Source organism: Daejeonella sp., from assembly GCF_030695525.1.
Taxonomy (GTDB): domain Bacteria; phylum Bacteroidota; class Bacteroidia; order Sphingobacteriales; family Sphingobacteriaceae; genus Daejeonella.
In genome coordinates, this window is sequence record NZ_JAUYSS010000032.1 from 137,692 (window position 1) to 153,557 (window position 15,866).

A 15,866-nucleotide genomic window follows, 5' to 3' on the forward strand; every position below is an offset into this window, starting at 1 on the left:
CCATTTTAACAAAGAAAAGCATGTCGTGAGATATGCTTTTCTTGTTTTCAGGCTATTCTTAAAAACAGCTATAATAATTCATTAGCAAGATTAGCCAATTCACTGCGTTCGCCCTTCTGAAGAGTAATATGCGCATATAAGGGGTGATTCTTAGCCTTATCTATCAGATAGGACAAACCATTACTTTCAGCATCCAGGTATGGTGTATCGATTTGATATATATCACCGGTAAAAACAATTTTTGTATCTTCTCCGGCTCTTGAAATAATAGTCTTAATCTCATGTGGAGTAAGATTCTGAGCTTCATCCACAATAAAGAAAATTTTTGTGAGTGTTCTTCCTCTTATATAGGCTAGTGGAGCAATTGAAATTTTTTCATTTGAAACCAGTTCATCTATTTTGTCCTGAGCCTTTTCATCAACCAGCTGATCCTTAATAAATTTTAAATTGTCCCATATTGGAGCCATATATGGGTCTATCTTTGACTTAATATCCCCAGGAAGAAATCCAATGTCTTTATTGCTTAGAGGAACTATTGGTCTTGTAACAAATATCTGACGGTAATTTTTTCTCCGTTCCAGTGCGCTTGCCAATGCAAGTAAGGTTTTTCCTGTACCGGCATTTCCCTGAATTGTCACTAGTTTAATCTCTGGGTTTAATAAAGCATGAATGGCAAATGCCTGTTCAGGATTTCTGGGTTCAATATTATAGACAGATTGATGCGGTATATATTCCAGTTCCTTTTTTCTTGGATTATAGTAAGCTGCAGCAGTTTTATTCCTGCCATTTAGTATGAAAAAATGATTCTCGTGATTTGTCTTTATCCCAGAAATTGAAACGGGAATACTTTTTTTTCTTATTATTTCGTCTATCAGCTTATTGGACACTTTCTCTTCTACAGTTTTACCGGTATATAATTCCTCAACATTTTTGATCTTACCCGTTTGATAATCTTCAGAATACAGATTGAGTGCTTTTGCTTTTAAACGGAGGCAAATGTCTTTTGACACGAGCACTATTTTTTTTTGCGGGAATTGTTCCTGTAAACTAAGGGCAGAATTGAGGATACGATGGTCAAATTTACCTTCTCCGAAAATCTTTTCAGCATTAACTTGCATTGGAATATCGTCCATTACAACCTTATAGCTTCCCCTGCCCTTTCCTTTTAATGGTGACCATTGATTGATTAACTTATTTCTGGAAAGTTCATCCATTAGCCTGATAAAGCTTCTTGCTTCATAATTTCTGGTGTCATTGCCACTTTTTAGATTATCAAGCTCCTCTAAAACCTGTATCGGAATGGCTACATCATGTTCCTGGAAATTCTGGAATGCATTATGATCATATAGAATAACTGAGGTATCCAGAACAAAGATCTTTTTGTCAGAAACTGTATTATTATCTTTCGCCATTGATCAAAAATAAAGAAATTTGCCCGAATCTGAATGGAGAACCCAAATTATGTAAAAACGAAAACGGAGACCTTCTTCTTGCGATTCGGATCTCCGTTTTCACTTTTTTCGCAACCGTAATTGCTCAAAAGTATTAAGTTTTCATTACTATGATCAGTACGTCTCTTCAGTCTTTTCAAACTTTCAGCATCCGAAACTTATTACTTTATCATCACATCCGTTCCGTAGAACGTCTGCAAAATAGGTAATGCCTGTCTTTTCGATCTTGTCCTCCAGCCATGATCTCACGATTTCCGGTCTGAATTGAAAATTAAATTATCCAAAATCTGATGAAGCCCGGGGGCTTCGGATTTTAAGGATATTGTTTCAGGCTATCAAAGTACTTCCGACTTAACAATACTAATATACGAACAAAACCCCGTTTGTCAAGTGAAACCGTTACAAAATTCCTCACACTTTATTAACTTTTTGAGGTACTTTTTCAACATAAAATATTTTGTAATCAACTTTATTTCAGGTTGTTAAAATAAAAATATTGACTTATTGACATTTAATATTTTTAATTTTATTAACAACAGAATTAGAAAAGGAATAACAACGAGCTGGTTTCTTCCCTGAAAATTGAATTCAAGTTTAAAATAAGGAAAAAACTTTGGAAATAAATTTGCTGGAAAAATAGAGATTACCAATTGGGCTGACTACAGATTAAGGTTTTTTGATCCGATCTACATAACTATTGAACCTGATCCCTGATCCGATACTTTTGCTTTGTTTACAAAAGAAAACGGGAACCTTCCTCTTGCGATTCGGGCTCCCGTTTCAACTTTTTTTGCGACCTTAATCGCTCAAAAGCATAAGCTTTCAGAATTTAACCAGTTCGTTGTCCTTTGCCTTTTCAGACTCGGGTACCCGTAACTTCTTACTCATATTTGCAGGCAATCCGTGAATTGTATGCGAATTAAGTAATACCTGTCTTTTGGAACTCAGTCTTTAAACACTCTATCTTTCGATATTGTGTTGTACAGACTTTGTTTATTCTATCCTGAATCTTTAGAAGTCCGAGGACTAATAGATTTTAAGGATTTTTTTCAGGCTGTCAAAATACTTCGTTCTTATTAACACTAATGTAGCAACCAGTGTAAAACTATGCAAATAATTATGATGTTATTTATTAACAAAGTTTTAACATAAATTCAACTGTTATTAACAGTAACTGCTTCTCATTTTCTATTGCTATTGGATGTATTTCTAATTTAATTATAGATTGATTGAGTAATCAACATTTTTAGCCAGGTTAATATTCCACATTTGTTTGTTTTATTGAGTATATAATCCATGACAAATATTCTGATTTCAGATTCCGGACAGCAAAACATTAAAAATCATCCATGGAAAATCAGATCATTACTCGTTCTTATTAAAGTTCTATTTAGCCTATATGCCAATCTTAAATCGTTCAGAATAGGTATTTTTGTTAAACACTCAGAATTTATCTGGGCTTTACTGTAATGAAACAATCCCGGGAGATTAAAACATTTATTTTCAGCCAGTACTTTTCAGAAGGATTACGTATAACGTTTGGTGTACTTCTCCCCTCTTTGGTTTTTTTTCAATTGGATCAACCTTCTTTAGGGTTAACAATTTCATTGGGAGCATTTTGTGTTAGCATTGCAGATAATCAAGGCCCAATTACACATAAGCGAAATGGAATGCTTTTTTGTAGTATTTTAATTTTTCTTACAACATTATTAACCGGTTCTATAAATAAGTACCCTTTCCTCATTGGTTTGGAAATACTTATTTTATGTTTCTTTTATTCCATGTTTTCTCTTTATGGGAACCGTGCATCTTCAATTGGAATGGCTGCATTACTTGTAATGATTCTGTCAATAGACCATGATGTAACAGCTTCACAGGGAGCTTTAGGGCATGCCCTGTATATTTTATCTGGTGGTATATGGTATATGTTACTTAGTCTCTCCCTTGCACAGTTCAGGCCATACAGACTTGCCCAACAGGCCATGGGTGAATGTATCCGGGAGGTCGCAGAATATGTAAGGCTAAAGGCTGATTTTTATGATAATGAAACAGATTTTGACGAAAACTATAAAAAATTGATATCTCAGCAGGTAATCGTACATGAGCAACAGGACTCTGTCAGGGAATTATTGTTCAAAACCAGGCTGTTGGTAAAAGAGTCAACTTTAATGGGGAGACTGCTTATTCTTGTATTTGTTGACATTATAGATTTGTTTGAACAAACTATGGCAACTCATTATGATTACCAAACCCTTCATAAAACTTATGGAAAATCGAAATCGCTGAAGGAATTCAGATCCATCATAATTAAACTTTCAGAGGAGCTTGAAAATTTAAGTTATTATATTATTAGTAATGAAATGCCACAGCGGCTAACAAACTTCAAATCTGAGCTTGAAAGGTTAAAAATCTGTATCGATAAAGTTGAAGAAACCGGGACTAATGCTTTTGTGCTTAAAAAGATTCTGATCAACATTCGAAATATGGTCAGTCGCGTAGATAAAATTTATACCATTTTTAGTCAAAAGCATTTATCAGGACAGGAAATAAAAAACGAGGTCGATTTGAGTAAGTTTGTTTCACATCAAAATTTTGATTTCAAGATTCTGAAAGAGAACCTCAGTCCGAAATCATCCATCTTTCGGCATTCAGTCCGTGTAGCACTTATGTGTCTCTTCGGTTACCTGGTTTCTAAGCTGTTCCCTGTGGGTTACCATAGTTATTGGATCCTGCTAACAATTCTTGTTCTTCTTAAACCGGCTTACAGTCTGACTAAACAAAGAAACATCGAACGACTGATTGGTACTATTATCGGAGGAATTGCCGGTGCACTTATTCTCTATTCTATAAAGGATCAAACTGCTTTATTTGTATTCCTGCTTATATTTATGGTCGCTGCTTATAGTTTTCAAAGACTTAATTATGTTGTAAGTGTTCTTTTCATGACACCTTACATTCTGATTCTATTTAGTTTTATGGGCGAGAATAATATCAATTTAGCTCAGGAAAGAATCATTGATACTTTTATTGGATCCTTTATAGCATTGTCTGCCAGCTACCTTGTACTTCCTAACTGGGAGTCTCATAATTTTAAGTACTTTATGGGGGAAATCCTGATTGCGAATTATCAATACCTTCAAAAGGTTGCCAGTCTTCTTTCAGGAAATGAGATAGATATAACTGCCTATAAATTGGCGCGAAAGAATGTTTATGTAAGTTCAGCCAATCTGGGCAGTGCTTTTCAGAGAATGCTCTCAGAACCGAAAAGTAAACAGCAAAACAGTAAGGAACTTCATAAATTTGTTGTCCTGAATCACATGTTGTCTTCCTACACAGCTACGTTAATGACTACCCTGCTGCAGAAGAGCTCTTTAGAAGTAAATGATTATCATATTAAACTGATTAAAAGATCTTTATATACTTTATCTGAAGTAATAAAAAGTATGAAAGATGTGGAATTAGAAGATATTGAAATCAATGGATCCGACTCAAAATATCTGTATAAAAAATCTAATGAATCAGATTTGTTATCAGAGCAGCTTGAACTGGTGAATAAATTGATTATTGATCTCCAAAAGATTGGTCAAAATCAGGTATAGAAAATAGAAAAAATGGGTAAACCCCTCTTGAATTATATTTCAGTCTGTTTCTCTTTTCGACCATATTTGAATGCTTCACGGGGTTTCAGGCCTAGTATTTCAAACATTTTCATGTCTTCACTAAATGCCGGATTTGGTGTGGTCAGTAATTTATCGCCGGCAAAAATTGAATTTGCACCGGCCATAAAACATAAAGCCTGATCAGTTAAGCTCATTTCCGTTCTACCTGCAGACAAACGTACTACAGTTTTGGGCATAATAATACGTGCAGTAGCTATCATTCGAACCATCTCCCAAATTGAAACCCTGGGTTGATCAGCCAATGGTGTTCCCTTAACAGGAACAAGTGCATTAACTGGTACAGACTCGGGATGTTTTGACATATTTGATAAGGTTTTTAGCATTGCAATACGGTCGTTGACTGTTTCGCCAAGGCCTATTATTCCACCACTGCAAACGGTGAGCTTAGCTTTTCTCGCATGATCAATTGTTTTTAAGCGATCTTCGTAAGTTCTTGTAGTGATAATACGCTTATAATCGTCTTCCGATGTGTCCAGATTATGGTTATAGGCATAAAGACCGGCATCTGCCAAACGCTGTGCCTGAGATTCAGAAAGCATTCCCAAAGTACAACAAACTTCCATTTCCAGAGCATTAACTGAGCTAACCATTTCAATCACACGATCAAAATCCCTGTTATCCCTTACTTCCCGCCATGCAGCACCCATACATAAACGGGATGCACCTGCATCTTTAGCTTTTTTTGCTGCTTCGGTTACTTGTTCAACTGACATAAGCGCCTGAACTTCAAGATCAGTCTGATACCTTGCAGCCTGCGGACAATATGCACAATCCTCCGGACAGCCACCCGTCTTTATAGATAATAGACTACTAATCTGAACTTCTGAATAATCTTTGTTTTCTCTGTGAACAGTTGCGGCATTGTAAATTAAATCGAGTAGCGGGCTGTGATATATCTCTGCTATTTCTTCTTTTGTCCAGTTATTTCTAATCTCGGTCATATTGATTGGGCATGTGTTTGGGCAAAACAAATTTAGAATAAAATTAGCAGCCTGAAAATGTAAATTATAGAAATCAGAGTAAAAGGTTACTCGCTAAACCTAATAAAATCAGGAAGCCAAAAACATCGGTAAATGTTGTAATAATGATTGAAGATGCCACGGCTGGGTCTATCCCCACTCTTTTGAGAATTAGAGGAATTGCTGATCCTGAAATTCCTGCTATTACGAGGTTTCCGGTCATTGCAATAAAGATTACAAGACCTAACATCGTATTATGGTCATAAAGCAATGCAAAAAGAAATATTATACTGCCAATCACCGCTCCATTGATCAATCCGACAGTAAATTCCTTTAATACTGTTCTGTAAGCCTGATTATCAGTAAGGTCATTCAGTGAAATACGTCTTACTGTTACTGCAAGTGCCTGAGTAGCAGCATTTCCACCCATTCCTGCAATAATAATCATATAGCCTGCCAGTAAACCCAAGCCTGCAATTACACTTTCATAATAGCGTATGATAGAGGCTGCAAGAAAGGCTGTACCAAGATTTATTACAAGCCATGGTAAACGACTTTTTACCGCTTCTTTCCAGTTACCTGCAAGCTCTTCATCCTCGGATACACCGGATATTTTCAATATATCTTCCGTATTTTCTTCTTCCATAACATCAATCACATCATCAAAAGTTATTCGTCCAAGCAGATGCATCTGATCATCAACGACAGGAATGCTGGTTAAGTTATATTGAGAAATTAATTTGGCTACCTCTTCCTGATCTGTATCTGCCTTAACATAAACAAAATCAGAAATAATTAATTGACTGATATTGACATTATTTCTGGCTTTTATTATATCCTTTAATGAAACAATACCCTTTAAAATATTGTGTTTATCAATTACATTGATAGTATAGAACTCTTCCATCTCTTCCGACTGGCGAATAATTTCTTCAATGGCTTCTTTTTTTTGCAAATCTTCATGGATCTTAATAACCTGAGTATTCATCAGGCCCCCGGCAGTATCTTCCTCGTATTTTAGCAGGGAGCGGATGTTTGAGGCATCCTCTTCATCAAGTCCCAGAAGTATTTCCTGCTGCTGATCTTCCGGTAATTGGCTGATAATATCGGTAGCATCATCATAATCAAGCTCTTCAACAATTTCTGAACGCCGGTCAGGGTGCAGGTTTTCAAGCAATCTTTCAGGATGAAATTCTGCATCCATTTCAGAAATAACTTCAGATGCAAGTTCTGCAGGCAAAATACTAATTATACGCTCTCTTGATTCCTGGGGTAAACTTTCAAAAAGTATAGCTATTTCTGAAGTATGGTATTCAGATATGAGTTCTTTCAACACCAAGTCATCCTGTTCAAGTGCCCGCTTGATCTTAATAAGGTCTGTTTTATCTAATTCGAAAGACTGCATATTATAAAAGTAGGTAATAGAGATGAGAAATGACCAGATTTTGTATTATAAGGATTGGATAATATTGAATGTGAGCAATTTTAAAATTCAGCCATGAAAAAAATCAGCTTTTATTGAGCCAGCCTTTTCTCCAGAAGAATATCATTTGAATGATTGCAATAAGCAGCATTCCCAAAATGGTATAGATATAACCATGTTCCATGTAAAGTTCAGGCATATTATTGTGAAGTAATTCACCAGTTTCGGGATCTTGTTTCGCAAAATTCATCCCGTAAATTCCGGCAATAAAAGTAAGTGGAATGAATATGGAAGAAATGATAGTCAAAACTTTCATAATCTCATTCATTCTATGGCTTATCAGAGATAAATTCATGTCTATGAGACTGGTTGTCAATTCTTTATAGGTTTCAACAAGGTCGATTATCTGCATGCAATGATCATAAGTGTCTCTAAGAAAGGTTTTGGTTGTCTTAGTGATCAGCCTGGATTCACTTCTGATAAGATCATTAATTTTATCCCGTTCAGGCCAGGCTGCCCTGCGAATCATAATCATTTCCCTCTTTATATTTTGAGTTTGAAACATGAGCGCTTTATCTGCTTTACGGTATAATAACTGTTCAATCGTTTCCAGCTCATCACCTAATTTATAAATGAGTGTGAAATAATTATCTACTATTATATCAAGTAAGGCATACAATAAATAGGAGGTTTCCCCTGTCCGGATATTACCTTTTCCTCCTTCAAGACGGTGAATTACCGGGTCAAAAGTTAAACTATAGCTCTCCTGAAAGCTGATGAGTATATGAGGTAATAAAATAAATGATACTTGTTCATTTTCAATTTCCAGGTCCTTATTTACATACATATTTCTACTTACGGTAAAAATGAAATCACTATATTCATCAAGCTTAGGTCTTTGCCTGCAGTCAGTAATATCCTCCATTACCAGCTGATTAATACTGAATTTTGTTTTCAGATATTCCAGTAGTTTGAGATCTCCAATACCGCGAATATCAATCCAGTAATTAAAGTCTTTTTTCGATTCAATCTCAATTTCAATTTCCTTATAAGATTTAATATTCACGCTATGAAATTCTTCTTCTTTAAAGGAATAAACAGTGATTTTTGGTTCTAATGCACCTTCGTAGAGTTGAACAGAACCCGGACTGGTTCCTGAAACAGGAACATATTTTTTTGACTTTAAACTTATTCTTCGAATTCTGGCCATAATTAAAGGTATTTAATACTTTGTGGTCCCTGATTAAATATGAGGTCAACTATGCTTAAATTAGGTAAAAACCCATTTCTTTCCTCAAAAACCTGAAAATATGGTTTGAAATTGATTTCAGAATCATGCTTTGGATGTATACTTTCCCGAAAATCTTCGAGTTCCGGATAAGTTGTTTGGAAGCTATTGGTATAAGTGTAAGTGATATTAATTTTTAGGAACCGAAATATCAGATGCAACAATTCCTCATTGTAATCATATAGAAAATCCCATTTTTTTTCATAAAATGTGATTAGTTCATCTTCGTAGTACTCAAAATAGGCTGAGCTTCTGTAAGAAGTTTGTAAACTCAACCAATGCAGTCTTTGCCATTTGAAGTCGTAACTAATTTTGACATTCTTAACAAGAGTATGATTCTTGGAACCTCTAATGACAGGCACAATCAAATCTAAGGTTCCATTTGGGGAATGTATGGTTGCTCTGTTTCGATAACTTTGTTTTCGAAAATTTTCTGCATTTTCTATTATGAGATTATCTTTATGTTTAAGTATTTTATTAAAATACTCAATATTGGGAAGATAAAATAAAGGGAATACTGCACCTTTTTCCATCGTATAAGTTAAGTTTGTAGAACTTTGCCGAAATTAGTAATTAAACGGCCCTGCTCCAAGAATGTAATTATAAGCCGGGTAATGAATATTCTATTCCAATCCATTATTTAACACATTAATGAATAAAGTTACATTCCGTGTTATTTCTTGTCTGTTATATCTCATTTCCCTGCTTCCATTCCCTGTCTTATATTTTCTTTCAGATACCCTATACATCATATTATACTATATTATTAAATACAGAAGAAAAGTTGTTGCCGACAATCTTTCAAACTCCTTTCCTGAAAAATCAAAATCTGAGCTGGAACAGATAGAAAAGCGATTTTATCGCTATCTGGCTGATTTAATTCTGGAATCAGTTAAGACCATATCAATCAGTGCCAAAGAGATAAAAAAAAGGTTTGTTTTCAAAAATCTTGAAATTATGAAAACATACATTCGAAATGGCAAATCTCTTATTGCTGTTTCAGGACATTATGGTAATTGGGAATGGGGAACGGTAGCGATCGGTCTTCAATTGAAGGATAAAGCACTCATAGTTTACAAGCCATTGTCAGATAAGCGATTTGAAGTACTAATAACTTCCATGCGTTCCCGTTTTGGATCCATGATGGTGCCGATGAAACAAACTTTAAGGAAAGTTAATGAGCATAAAAATGATCCGAATGTGTTGGTACTCGTGGGAGATCAAACCCCCACCCGTGAAGAATCCAGATACTTTACCAGCTTTTTGAATCAGCAGACAGCTGTATTTCTGGGTGTTGAAAAAATAGCCCTGAAACTAAAAACCCCGATTGTTTATTTTAGCATAAATAGAATAAAACGAGGCTATTACGAATGTGTAATTAAACCTTTAATAGAAAACCCTGAACTCACAAAAGAATACGAAATTACTGAGGCTCATACCAAAGAACTTGAAAATAATATCTGTTTTCAACCAGAATATTGGTTATGGTCACATAAAAGATGGAAATTTAGTCCGGAAAATTTAAATAATGACTAAGGTTCCAAAAGTAGCAGCGGTAATACTGAACTGGAATGGAAGAAGCTATCTTGAAAGCTTTCTTCCATCTGTTATAGGCAGTACCTATCCAAACCTGGAAATTGTGGTTGGAGACAATGCTTCAACAGATAATTCTATTGAATTCCTGCAAATAAATTATCCGACTGTAAGAATAATTCAAAATGACAAGAATTATGGTTTTGCAGCTGGTTATAACAGGATATTCGAACAGATTGATGCCGAGTATTATATTCTACTTAATTCGGATGTTGAAGTCTCCCCTGACTGGATAGAACCAATGATTCATATGATGGAATCAGAAATGTACATTGCAGCCGCACAGCCAAAAATTCTTTCCTATTCAAAAAAAGACCATTTTGAATATGCAGGGGCTGCTGGTGGCTACATTGATGCTTTGGGTTATCCTTTTTGCAGGGGCAGAATTTTTGATACAGTTGAAGAAGACCTTGGACAGTATGATGATCAATCTGAAATTTTCTGGGCCTCTGGTGCTGCCTTATTTATTAAAAGAAAATACTGGATAGAAGTTGGAGGCCTGGATCCGGATTTCTTCGCCCATATGGAAGAAATTGATCTTTGCTGGCGACTCAAGAATAAAGGTTACATGATCGTATTTTGTCCGCAATCAAAAGTGTATCATGTTGGAGGTGGTACATTGAATGCAGAAAGCCCTTTTAAGACCTATTTGAATTTTAGAAACAATCTCGTTTTACTTCAAAAGAATCTACCCTTCAGCAAGGCAATTCTAGTCATCTTTATTCGTTTTTGGCTGGATCTAATATCATTAATTAAATATCTTGTTGATGGTAAACCCGGAAATGCTCTGGCAATTAGCAAGGCTCATTTCTATTTTCTTGGTCATCTTATCAGGAATATAAAAAAGGCCCGTGAGATAAATGTTTCAAGATTTAATGCAACCGGACTTTATAAGGAAAGCATCGTTTGGCAGTATTTTATCCGAAAGAAAAAAACATTCAGCAGTTTAAAGAAAACTATCTAGTGCCATTTTGTAGCCGGCCAGACCAAAACCGGTTAAAACACCTTTACAGTTTTTTCCTGTCAGAGATATGTGCCGGTATTCTTCACGCGAATAAATATTGGATATATGTACCTCAACTACAGGAGTTTTGATCGCGGCAATTGCATCTGAAATGGCCACAGAGGTGTGTGTATAACCTCCACCATTCAAAATAATACCATCATAACTAAATCCAACTTCATGTAATTTGTTAATGATTTCGCCTTCAACATTACTCTGAAAATAATCAATCTGAACAGAACTGTATTTAGATTTTAATTCTTCAAAATAAGTATCAAAGCTACTATCACCATAGATAGATTTCTCACGTACACCCAGTAAATTTAAGTTTGGTCCGTTAATTATCTGTATTTTCATCGATTATTTGTGATTTATGATTTCAAAATTATGAATACCAAATGGCGTTTCATTATCAAACATAAAAAATAAATTGGACTGGCAAACAGGACTTATTGGCTTTAAATCGTATTTAAGATTAGAGCGTTCATTATCGGCAAATACAATTGAGGCATATTTGCATGATGTGGGTATGCTGATACAGTTTCTTAAAGGCAAATCTCTTAAAAAAGAGCTATCCGAAGTTTCAGCTAATGATTTGAAGGATTTCCTGATTTGGATAAATGAACTTGGGATGCTCCCTCCGACTCAGGCCAGGGTTTTATCTGGCTTAAAAGCCTTTTTTAAATATCTGGTTTTAGATAATCAGATTAAAAATGATCCTTCAGCACTAATTGAGAGTCCTAAAACGAGCAGAAAACTACCCGACACACTCAGTATATTAGAAATCAATAAATTGATAGATGCCATTGATCTTTCAAAAGCTGAAGGAATGCGAAATAAGGCTATGCTGGAAATTTTATATGGCTGCGGTTTAAGGGTATCTGAACTTACAAGCCTTAAAATTTCGAATCTTTTTTTAGATATCGACTTTATTAAGATTCTGGGAAAGGGGGATAAAGAGCGATTGGTTCCGATCGGATCAGAGGCTATAAAATTTATCAGAATATTTATTGAGGAAGTGCGGGTTCATATAGCTGTGAAACCAGGGAAAGAGGATTTTGTGTTTTTAAACATGCGTGGAAATCCGATTTCAAGAGTTATGGTATTTCTGATCATTAAGGATTTGGCAAAAAAAGCTGGCATCAATAAAAGTATTAGTCCGCATACCTTCAGACACTCTTTTGCAACGCATTTGATTGAAGGCGGTGCCGACCTTAGAGCCGTTCAGGAAATGCTTGGACATGAAAGTATTACCACGACCGAAATTTACACTCATTTAGACCGGGATTATTTGCGGGATACCATTATTCAGTATCATCCACGAAGCTGATCTTATTGTTCTTCCTTAAAATAAACCTTGTAATAATTCATCGATTTATCATCATCAAAGCCTTTTTCAATCAGTTCCTTATTTCCATGTATATAGATATGAAAGTTCCTGTCAAGTTTTAAAACACTCTTGAATACCTTCGATTGTTTTTTAACTGCAGCTCCCGAAATATCAAAGGGCTGATCAATGCCGGCATCAAATTCCTCGTTGTACTCCCTGCTGAATTTTTTAAATGATTCAATCGCTTTGGGATTTTCGATCACTTCTTCCGAAAATTCATCTATATCATAACTATCTTTCTCCTTGAAATATTTCATTGAACGGTTCAACAGGTCAATCTTATCAGCTTTTGAAATATCAAAATCATCGTCTATTTTACTGGTAATGAAGTTTTTATAAACTCCCAATGTTGTATTGGTCTTGTTGAAACTATCATTTCTGATCTTTAATTGTAAGAACTCATCTTTCCAGTAAGCAGCATCAGTTCTGTTGGTCTGATCAATCACCATCACCCGGTATCCTTCCTCCTTTTCAGTATTGAAAATGAGACAGCCTTTATCCAGTTTCTGGATATTGATGGCGTCTTCCTCATAGCTAAGTGCAAAACCACCTTTTTCGGGACTAACTTTCAAATAACTTTCCTTGCTCTCGGATTTAAAAATGCCAATGGCATCAAGCAATTCACCTTCCTGTTGTAAATCTTTAAACAAGGCTATATAAAGCTCCCCTGCCTTAATTTTGGGATGATTTGAGCTTTCATACAGGTATTTAGATATGTTCCCACTCATTTCATGAAAGCTGCCTTCATCAGAAAATATCATGGAACTAAAATGGAACAATTCATTAAGATTAAGATCGTCGCTTGAATGTGTAAGTCTGTAAACCTCATTTGCTTTTTCAAATGGAGACAAAAAATACTTTAACAGTAGGTTCTTTAAAACTTCATCTGTGATATCTAGTGGCTGCTCTGATAAAATGTAAAACTCATTTTGAACCTTATTTCCAAGCCTGTGAACGGAAAGAAGATCTAATGAAGCTTCAAAATATGAAATCATAATATGTTTATAATAAGATTATTATAATAATTAGTATAAATTTATAGTTAATATATTTGGCTACGGATCATTCTGTCTTTTCCGCTAAGATCCTGTCTTAATTCAATATTTTTAAACCCCATTTGTTTTAATAATTGTACTGTCTCCTCTGCCAGGTTCTCGTTTATCTCCAGGTATAAAAACCCATTTGCATCTGAATGTTTTATTGCGAATTCAGCGATCGCTTTGTAGAAAATAAGCGGATCATTATCAGGGACGAATAATGCGAGATGTGGTTCATGCTGAAGTACATTAGGCAGCATTTGTTGTTTTTCTGAATCTTTAACATATGGTGGATTGCTTACAATAATTCCGAATTTCTCATCTGTTAGCTGTTCGTTTAAAAGATTCAATATATCATCCTGAATAAAATTTACCATGGTTTGATTTAAAACTGCATTTTGTTTAGAAACACCCAATGCTTCAGGAGAAATATCCAGGGCATAAATCTGAGCTTCAGGTAGATTTTTTTTCAGGGATATTGGAATGCAGCCACTTCCTGTTCCGATATCAATGATTTTTAGCCCCTCTATCGATGCTTTGGAGTTACGAACGTCTGAGAGTATCCATTCAACCAGTTCTTCTGTCTCAGGTCTTGGAATGAGCACTGAGGGATTAACTTTAAAGGTCAATCCATAAAACTCTGTTTCACCAATAACGTATTGCAGCGGTCTTCCGGTTTTTAATTCTTGCAGGATTTTTAATAATGATTCATATTTATCAGGAGGGATTTCTGTATCCTTTAAATTCAGGTACTCTGTCCGCCCAATTTTGCAAACATGGCTGATACTTAACCAGGCCATACTACCGGCTTCCTGCCTGCTGCAAACAGATATTAAGCTATCAATAAAAATCTTTTCGGCTGCTCTGAAAGTCATTCCGCAAAGTAAGCCAATTCAGCTGAAAAATAAACAGAATGCAGGTAATCTGAGCGATTGAATATAAATAAATGAGCCTTGAATGATTTTACGCAATTCATACTTATTTTTGCAGCATGCACTCCCATCAAAACTATCTCCAGCGTTGTATTGATCTCGCCCGCCTTGGAGCCGGTTCTGTTAGTCCGAACCCAATGGTAGGATCTGTAATAGTTTGTGATGATAAAATTATCGGGGAAGGATATCATAAAGTTTTTGGTCAGGCACATGCCGAGGTAAATGCAATTAATCAGGTTTTTGAAAGCCATACCAATGCAAAGGAACTTTTAAAGCGATCAACCATTTACATTAGTCTCGAGCCTTGCTCCCATTTTGGCAAGACTCCGCCATGTGCAGATCTCATAATTTCCAACGAAATTCCAAGAGCAGTAATAGGTTGCCGTGATCCTTTTGAGCAGATAAATGGGAATGGAGTCGAAAAATTAAAGAATGCCGGAATTGATGTTGTGGAAGGGATCATGACTGAACAATGCATTGATCTCAACAAACGATTTTTTACCCGTATTCAGAAGCAAAGGCCATATATTATTTTAAAATGGGCGCAAACAGCGGATGGATTTTTTGCGCCTGCCGACAGGTCTCAGAAATGGATAAGTTCACAAAGTGCAAGACAATTAGTCCATCAATGGAGGACTGAAGAAGACGCGGTATTAGTTGGTAAGAATACAGTTTTAGCAGATAATCCCCGATTAAACAGCCGGGAATGGCCGGGAAGGAATCCAATTCGTATTGTAATTGACAGGCGACTGGAACTGCCAAAAGATCTCAATGTTTTTGATCAGAGTCAGGATACCATCATCTTTAATGAGCAAAAAACTGATCTGGTCGACAGAATAAAATACCTGGAACTGGAAGATTTTGATAATTTACTACCTCAATTAATTGCCTATCAGCTTTACCTGATGGATGTTCAATCTTTGATTGTTGAAGGCGGTGCAGAAACACTAAACCTGTTCATAAAAGCTGGATTATGGGATGAAGCACGTGTATTTCATGGCCCACAAAACTGGAATTCAGGTATTCCAGCACCCATATTATTCGGTCAGCAAGGTGAATCACAAACGATAGGACCTGATATGCTAAACATTTGGTTTAATAAGGAATAAT

Annotated in this window: 13 protein-coding genes; 5 read left to right on the forward strand and 8 right to left on the reverse strand. The window is 35.6% G+C overall.

The features are described 5' to 3' along the window. Window positions 1-68: 68 nt before the first annotated feature. The gene (locus Q8S11_RS07675) at window positions 69-1,412 is read right to left on the reverse strand and encodes a PhoH family protein (protein WP_305661500.1); all 1,344 of its coding nucleotides are present in this window, start codon (window positions 1,410-1,412) and stop codon (window positions 69-71) included. Between the two features lie 1,508 nt (window positions 1,413-2,920). On the opposite strand from Q8S11_RS07675, the gene Q8S11_RS07680 reads away from it, so the two are divergent. Next, entirely contained in the window at window positions 2,921-5,050 is a 2,130-nt protein-coding gene (locus Q8S11_RS07680; RefSeq protein WP_305661501.1) for an FUSC family membrane protein, read from the forward strand. A gap of 32 nt (window positions 5,051-5,082) precedes the next feature. Here the strand turns inward: Q8S11_RS07680 and bioB are convergent, their stop codons facing one another. The 4 genes from bioB to Q8S11_RS07700 all read right to left on the reverse strand — a co-directional run bounded on the left by bioB (window position 5,083) and on the right by Q8S11_RS07700 (window position 9,334). Then, window positions 5,083-6,072, reverse strand: coding sequence for a biotin synthase BioB (gene bioB / locus Q8S11_RS07685; protein WP_305661502.1), 990 nt, complete (start codon window positions 6,070-6,072; stop codon window positions 5,083-5,085). 73 nt (window positions 6,073-6,145) lie between these two features. Next, the gene (gene mgtE / locus Q8S11_RS07690) at window positions 6,146-7,495 is read right to left on the reverse strand and encodes a magnesium transporter (RefSeq protein ID WP_305661503.1); all 1,350 of its coding nucleotides are present in this window, start codon (window positions 7,493-7,495) and stop codon (window positions 6,146-6,148) included. Window positions 7,496-7,598: 103 nt separating this feature from the next. Continuing rightward, complete coding sequence (gene corA, locus Q8S11_RS07695; RefSeq protein WP_305661504.1) at window positions 7,599-8,723, reverse strand: magnesium/cobalt transporter CorA; 1,125 nt, start codon at window positions 8,721-8,723, stop codon at window positions 7,599-7,601. A 2-nt stretch (window positions 8,724-8,725) separates the two neighbouring features. Beyond that, the gene (locus Q8S11_RS07700; protein WP_305661505.1) at window positions 8,726-9,334 is read right to left on the reverse strand and encodes a WbqC family protein; all 609 of its coding nucleotides are present in this window, start codon (window positions 9,332-9,334) and stop codon (window positions 8,726-8,728) included. 118 nt (window positions 9,335-9,452) lie between these two features. Between Q8S11_RS07700 and Q8S11_RS07705 the strand changes: the two genes are divergently transcribed. Together Q8S11_RS07705 and Q8S11_RS07710 are read left to right on the forward strand one after the other, a co-directional pair. Then, window positions 9,453-10,337 (forward strand): lysophospholipid acyltransferase family protein, encoded by an 885-nt coding sequence (locus tag Q8S11_RS07705; protein ID WP_305661506.1) that lies wholly within the window; start codon window positions 9,453-9,455, stop codon window positions 10,335-10,337. Then, entirely contained in the window at window positions 10,330-11,358 is a 1,029-nt protein-coding gene (locus tag Q8S11_RS07710) for a glycosyltransferase family 2 protein (protein ID WP_305661507.1), read from the forward strand. The genes Q8S11_RS07705 and Q8S11_RS07710 overlap by 8 nt, the downstream gene beginning before the upstream one ends. On the opposite strand, the gene aroQ is transcribed toward Q8S11_RS07710, so the two are convergent. After that, a complete protein-coding gene (gene aroQ / locus Q8S11_RS07715; protein ID WP_305661508.1) occupies window positions 11,341-11,754 on the reverse strand; it encodes a type II 3-dehydroquinate dehydratase in 414 nt (137 codons plus the stop codon). The two genes, Q8S11_RS07710 and aroQ, sit on opposite strands and share 18 nt — an antisense overlap. 73 nt (window positions 11,755-11,827) lie before the next feature. On the opposite strand from aroQ, the gene xerD reads away from it, so the two are divergent. Continuing rightward, entirely contained in the window at window positions 11,828-12,727 is a 900-nt protein-coding gene (gene xerD / locus Q8S11_RS07720; protein WP_305661509.1) for a site-specific tyrosine recombinase XerD, read from the forward strand. 2 nt (window positions 12,728-12,729) lie between these two features. Here the strand turns inward: xerD and Q8S11_RS07725 are convergent, their stop codons facing one another. Both Q8S11_RS07725 and prmC read right to left on the reverse strand, forming a co-directional pair. Further along, a complete protein-coding gene (locus Q8S11_RS07725; RefSeq protein WP_305661510.1) occupies window positions 12,730-13,782 on the reverse strand; it encodes a nucleoid-associated protein in 1,053 nt (350 codons plus the stop codon). Between the two features lie 47 nt (window positions 13,783-13,829). Beyond that, window positions 13,830-14,699, reverse strand: coding sequence for a peptide chain release factor N(5)-glutamine methyltransferase (gene prmC, locus Q8S11_RS07730; RefSeq protein WP_305661511.1), 870 nt, complete (start codon window positions 14,697-14,699; stop codon window positions 13,830-13,832). Between the two features lie 116 nt (window positions 14,700-14,815). On the opposite strand from prmC, the gene ribD reads away from it, so the two are divergent. Further along, on the forward strand, window positions 14,816-15,865 hold the full coding sequence (gene ribD / locus Q8S11_RS07735) for a bifunctional diaminohydroxyphosphoribosylaminopyrimidine deaminase/5-amino-6-(5-phosphoribosylamino)uracil reductase RibD (protein ID WP_305661512.1): 1,050 nt from the start codon (window positions 14,816-14,818) through the stop codon (window positions 15,863-15,865). The last annotated feature ends 1 nt before the right edge of the window (window position 15,866 follow it).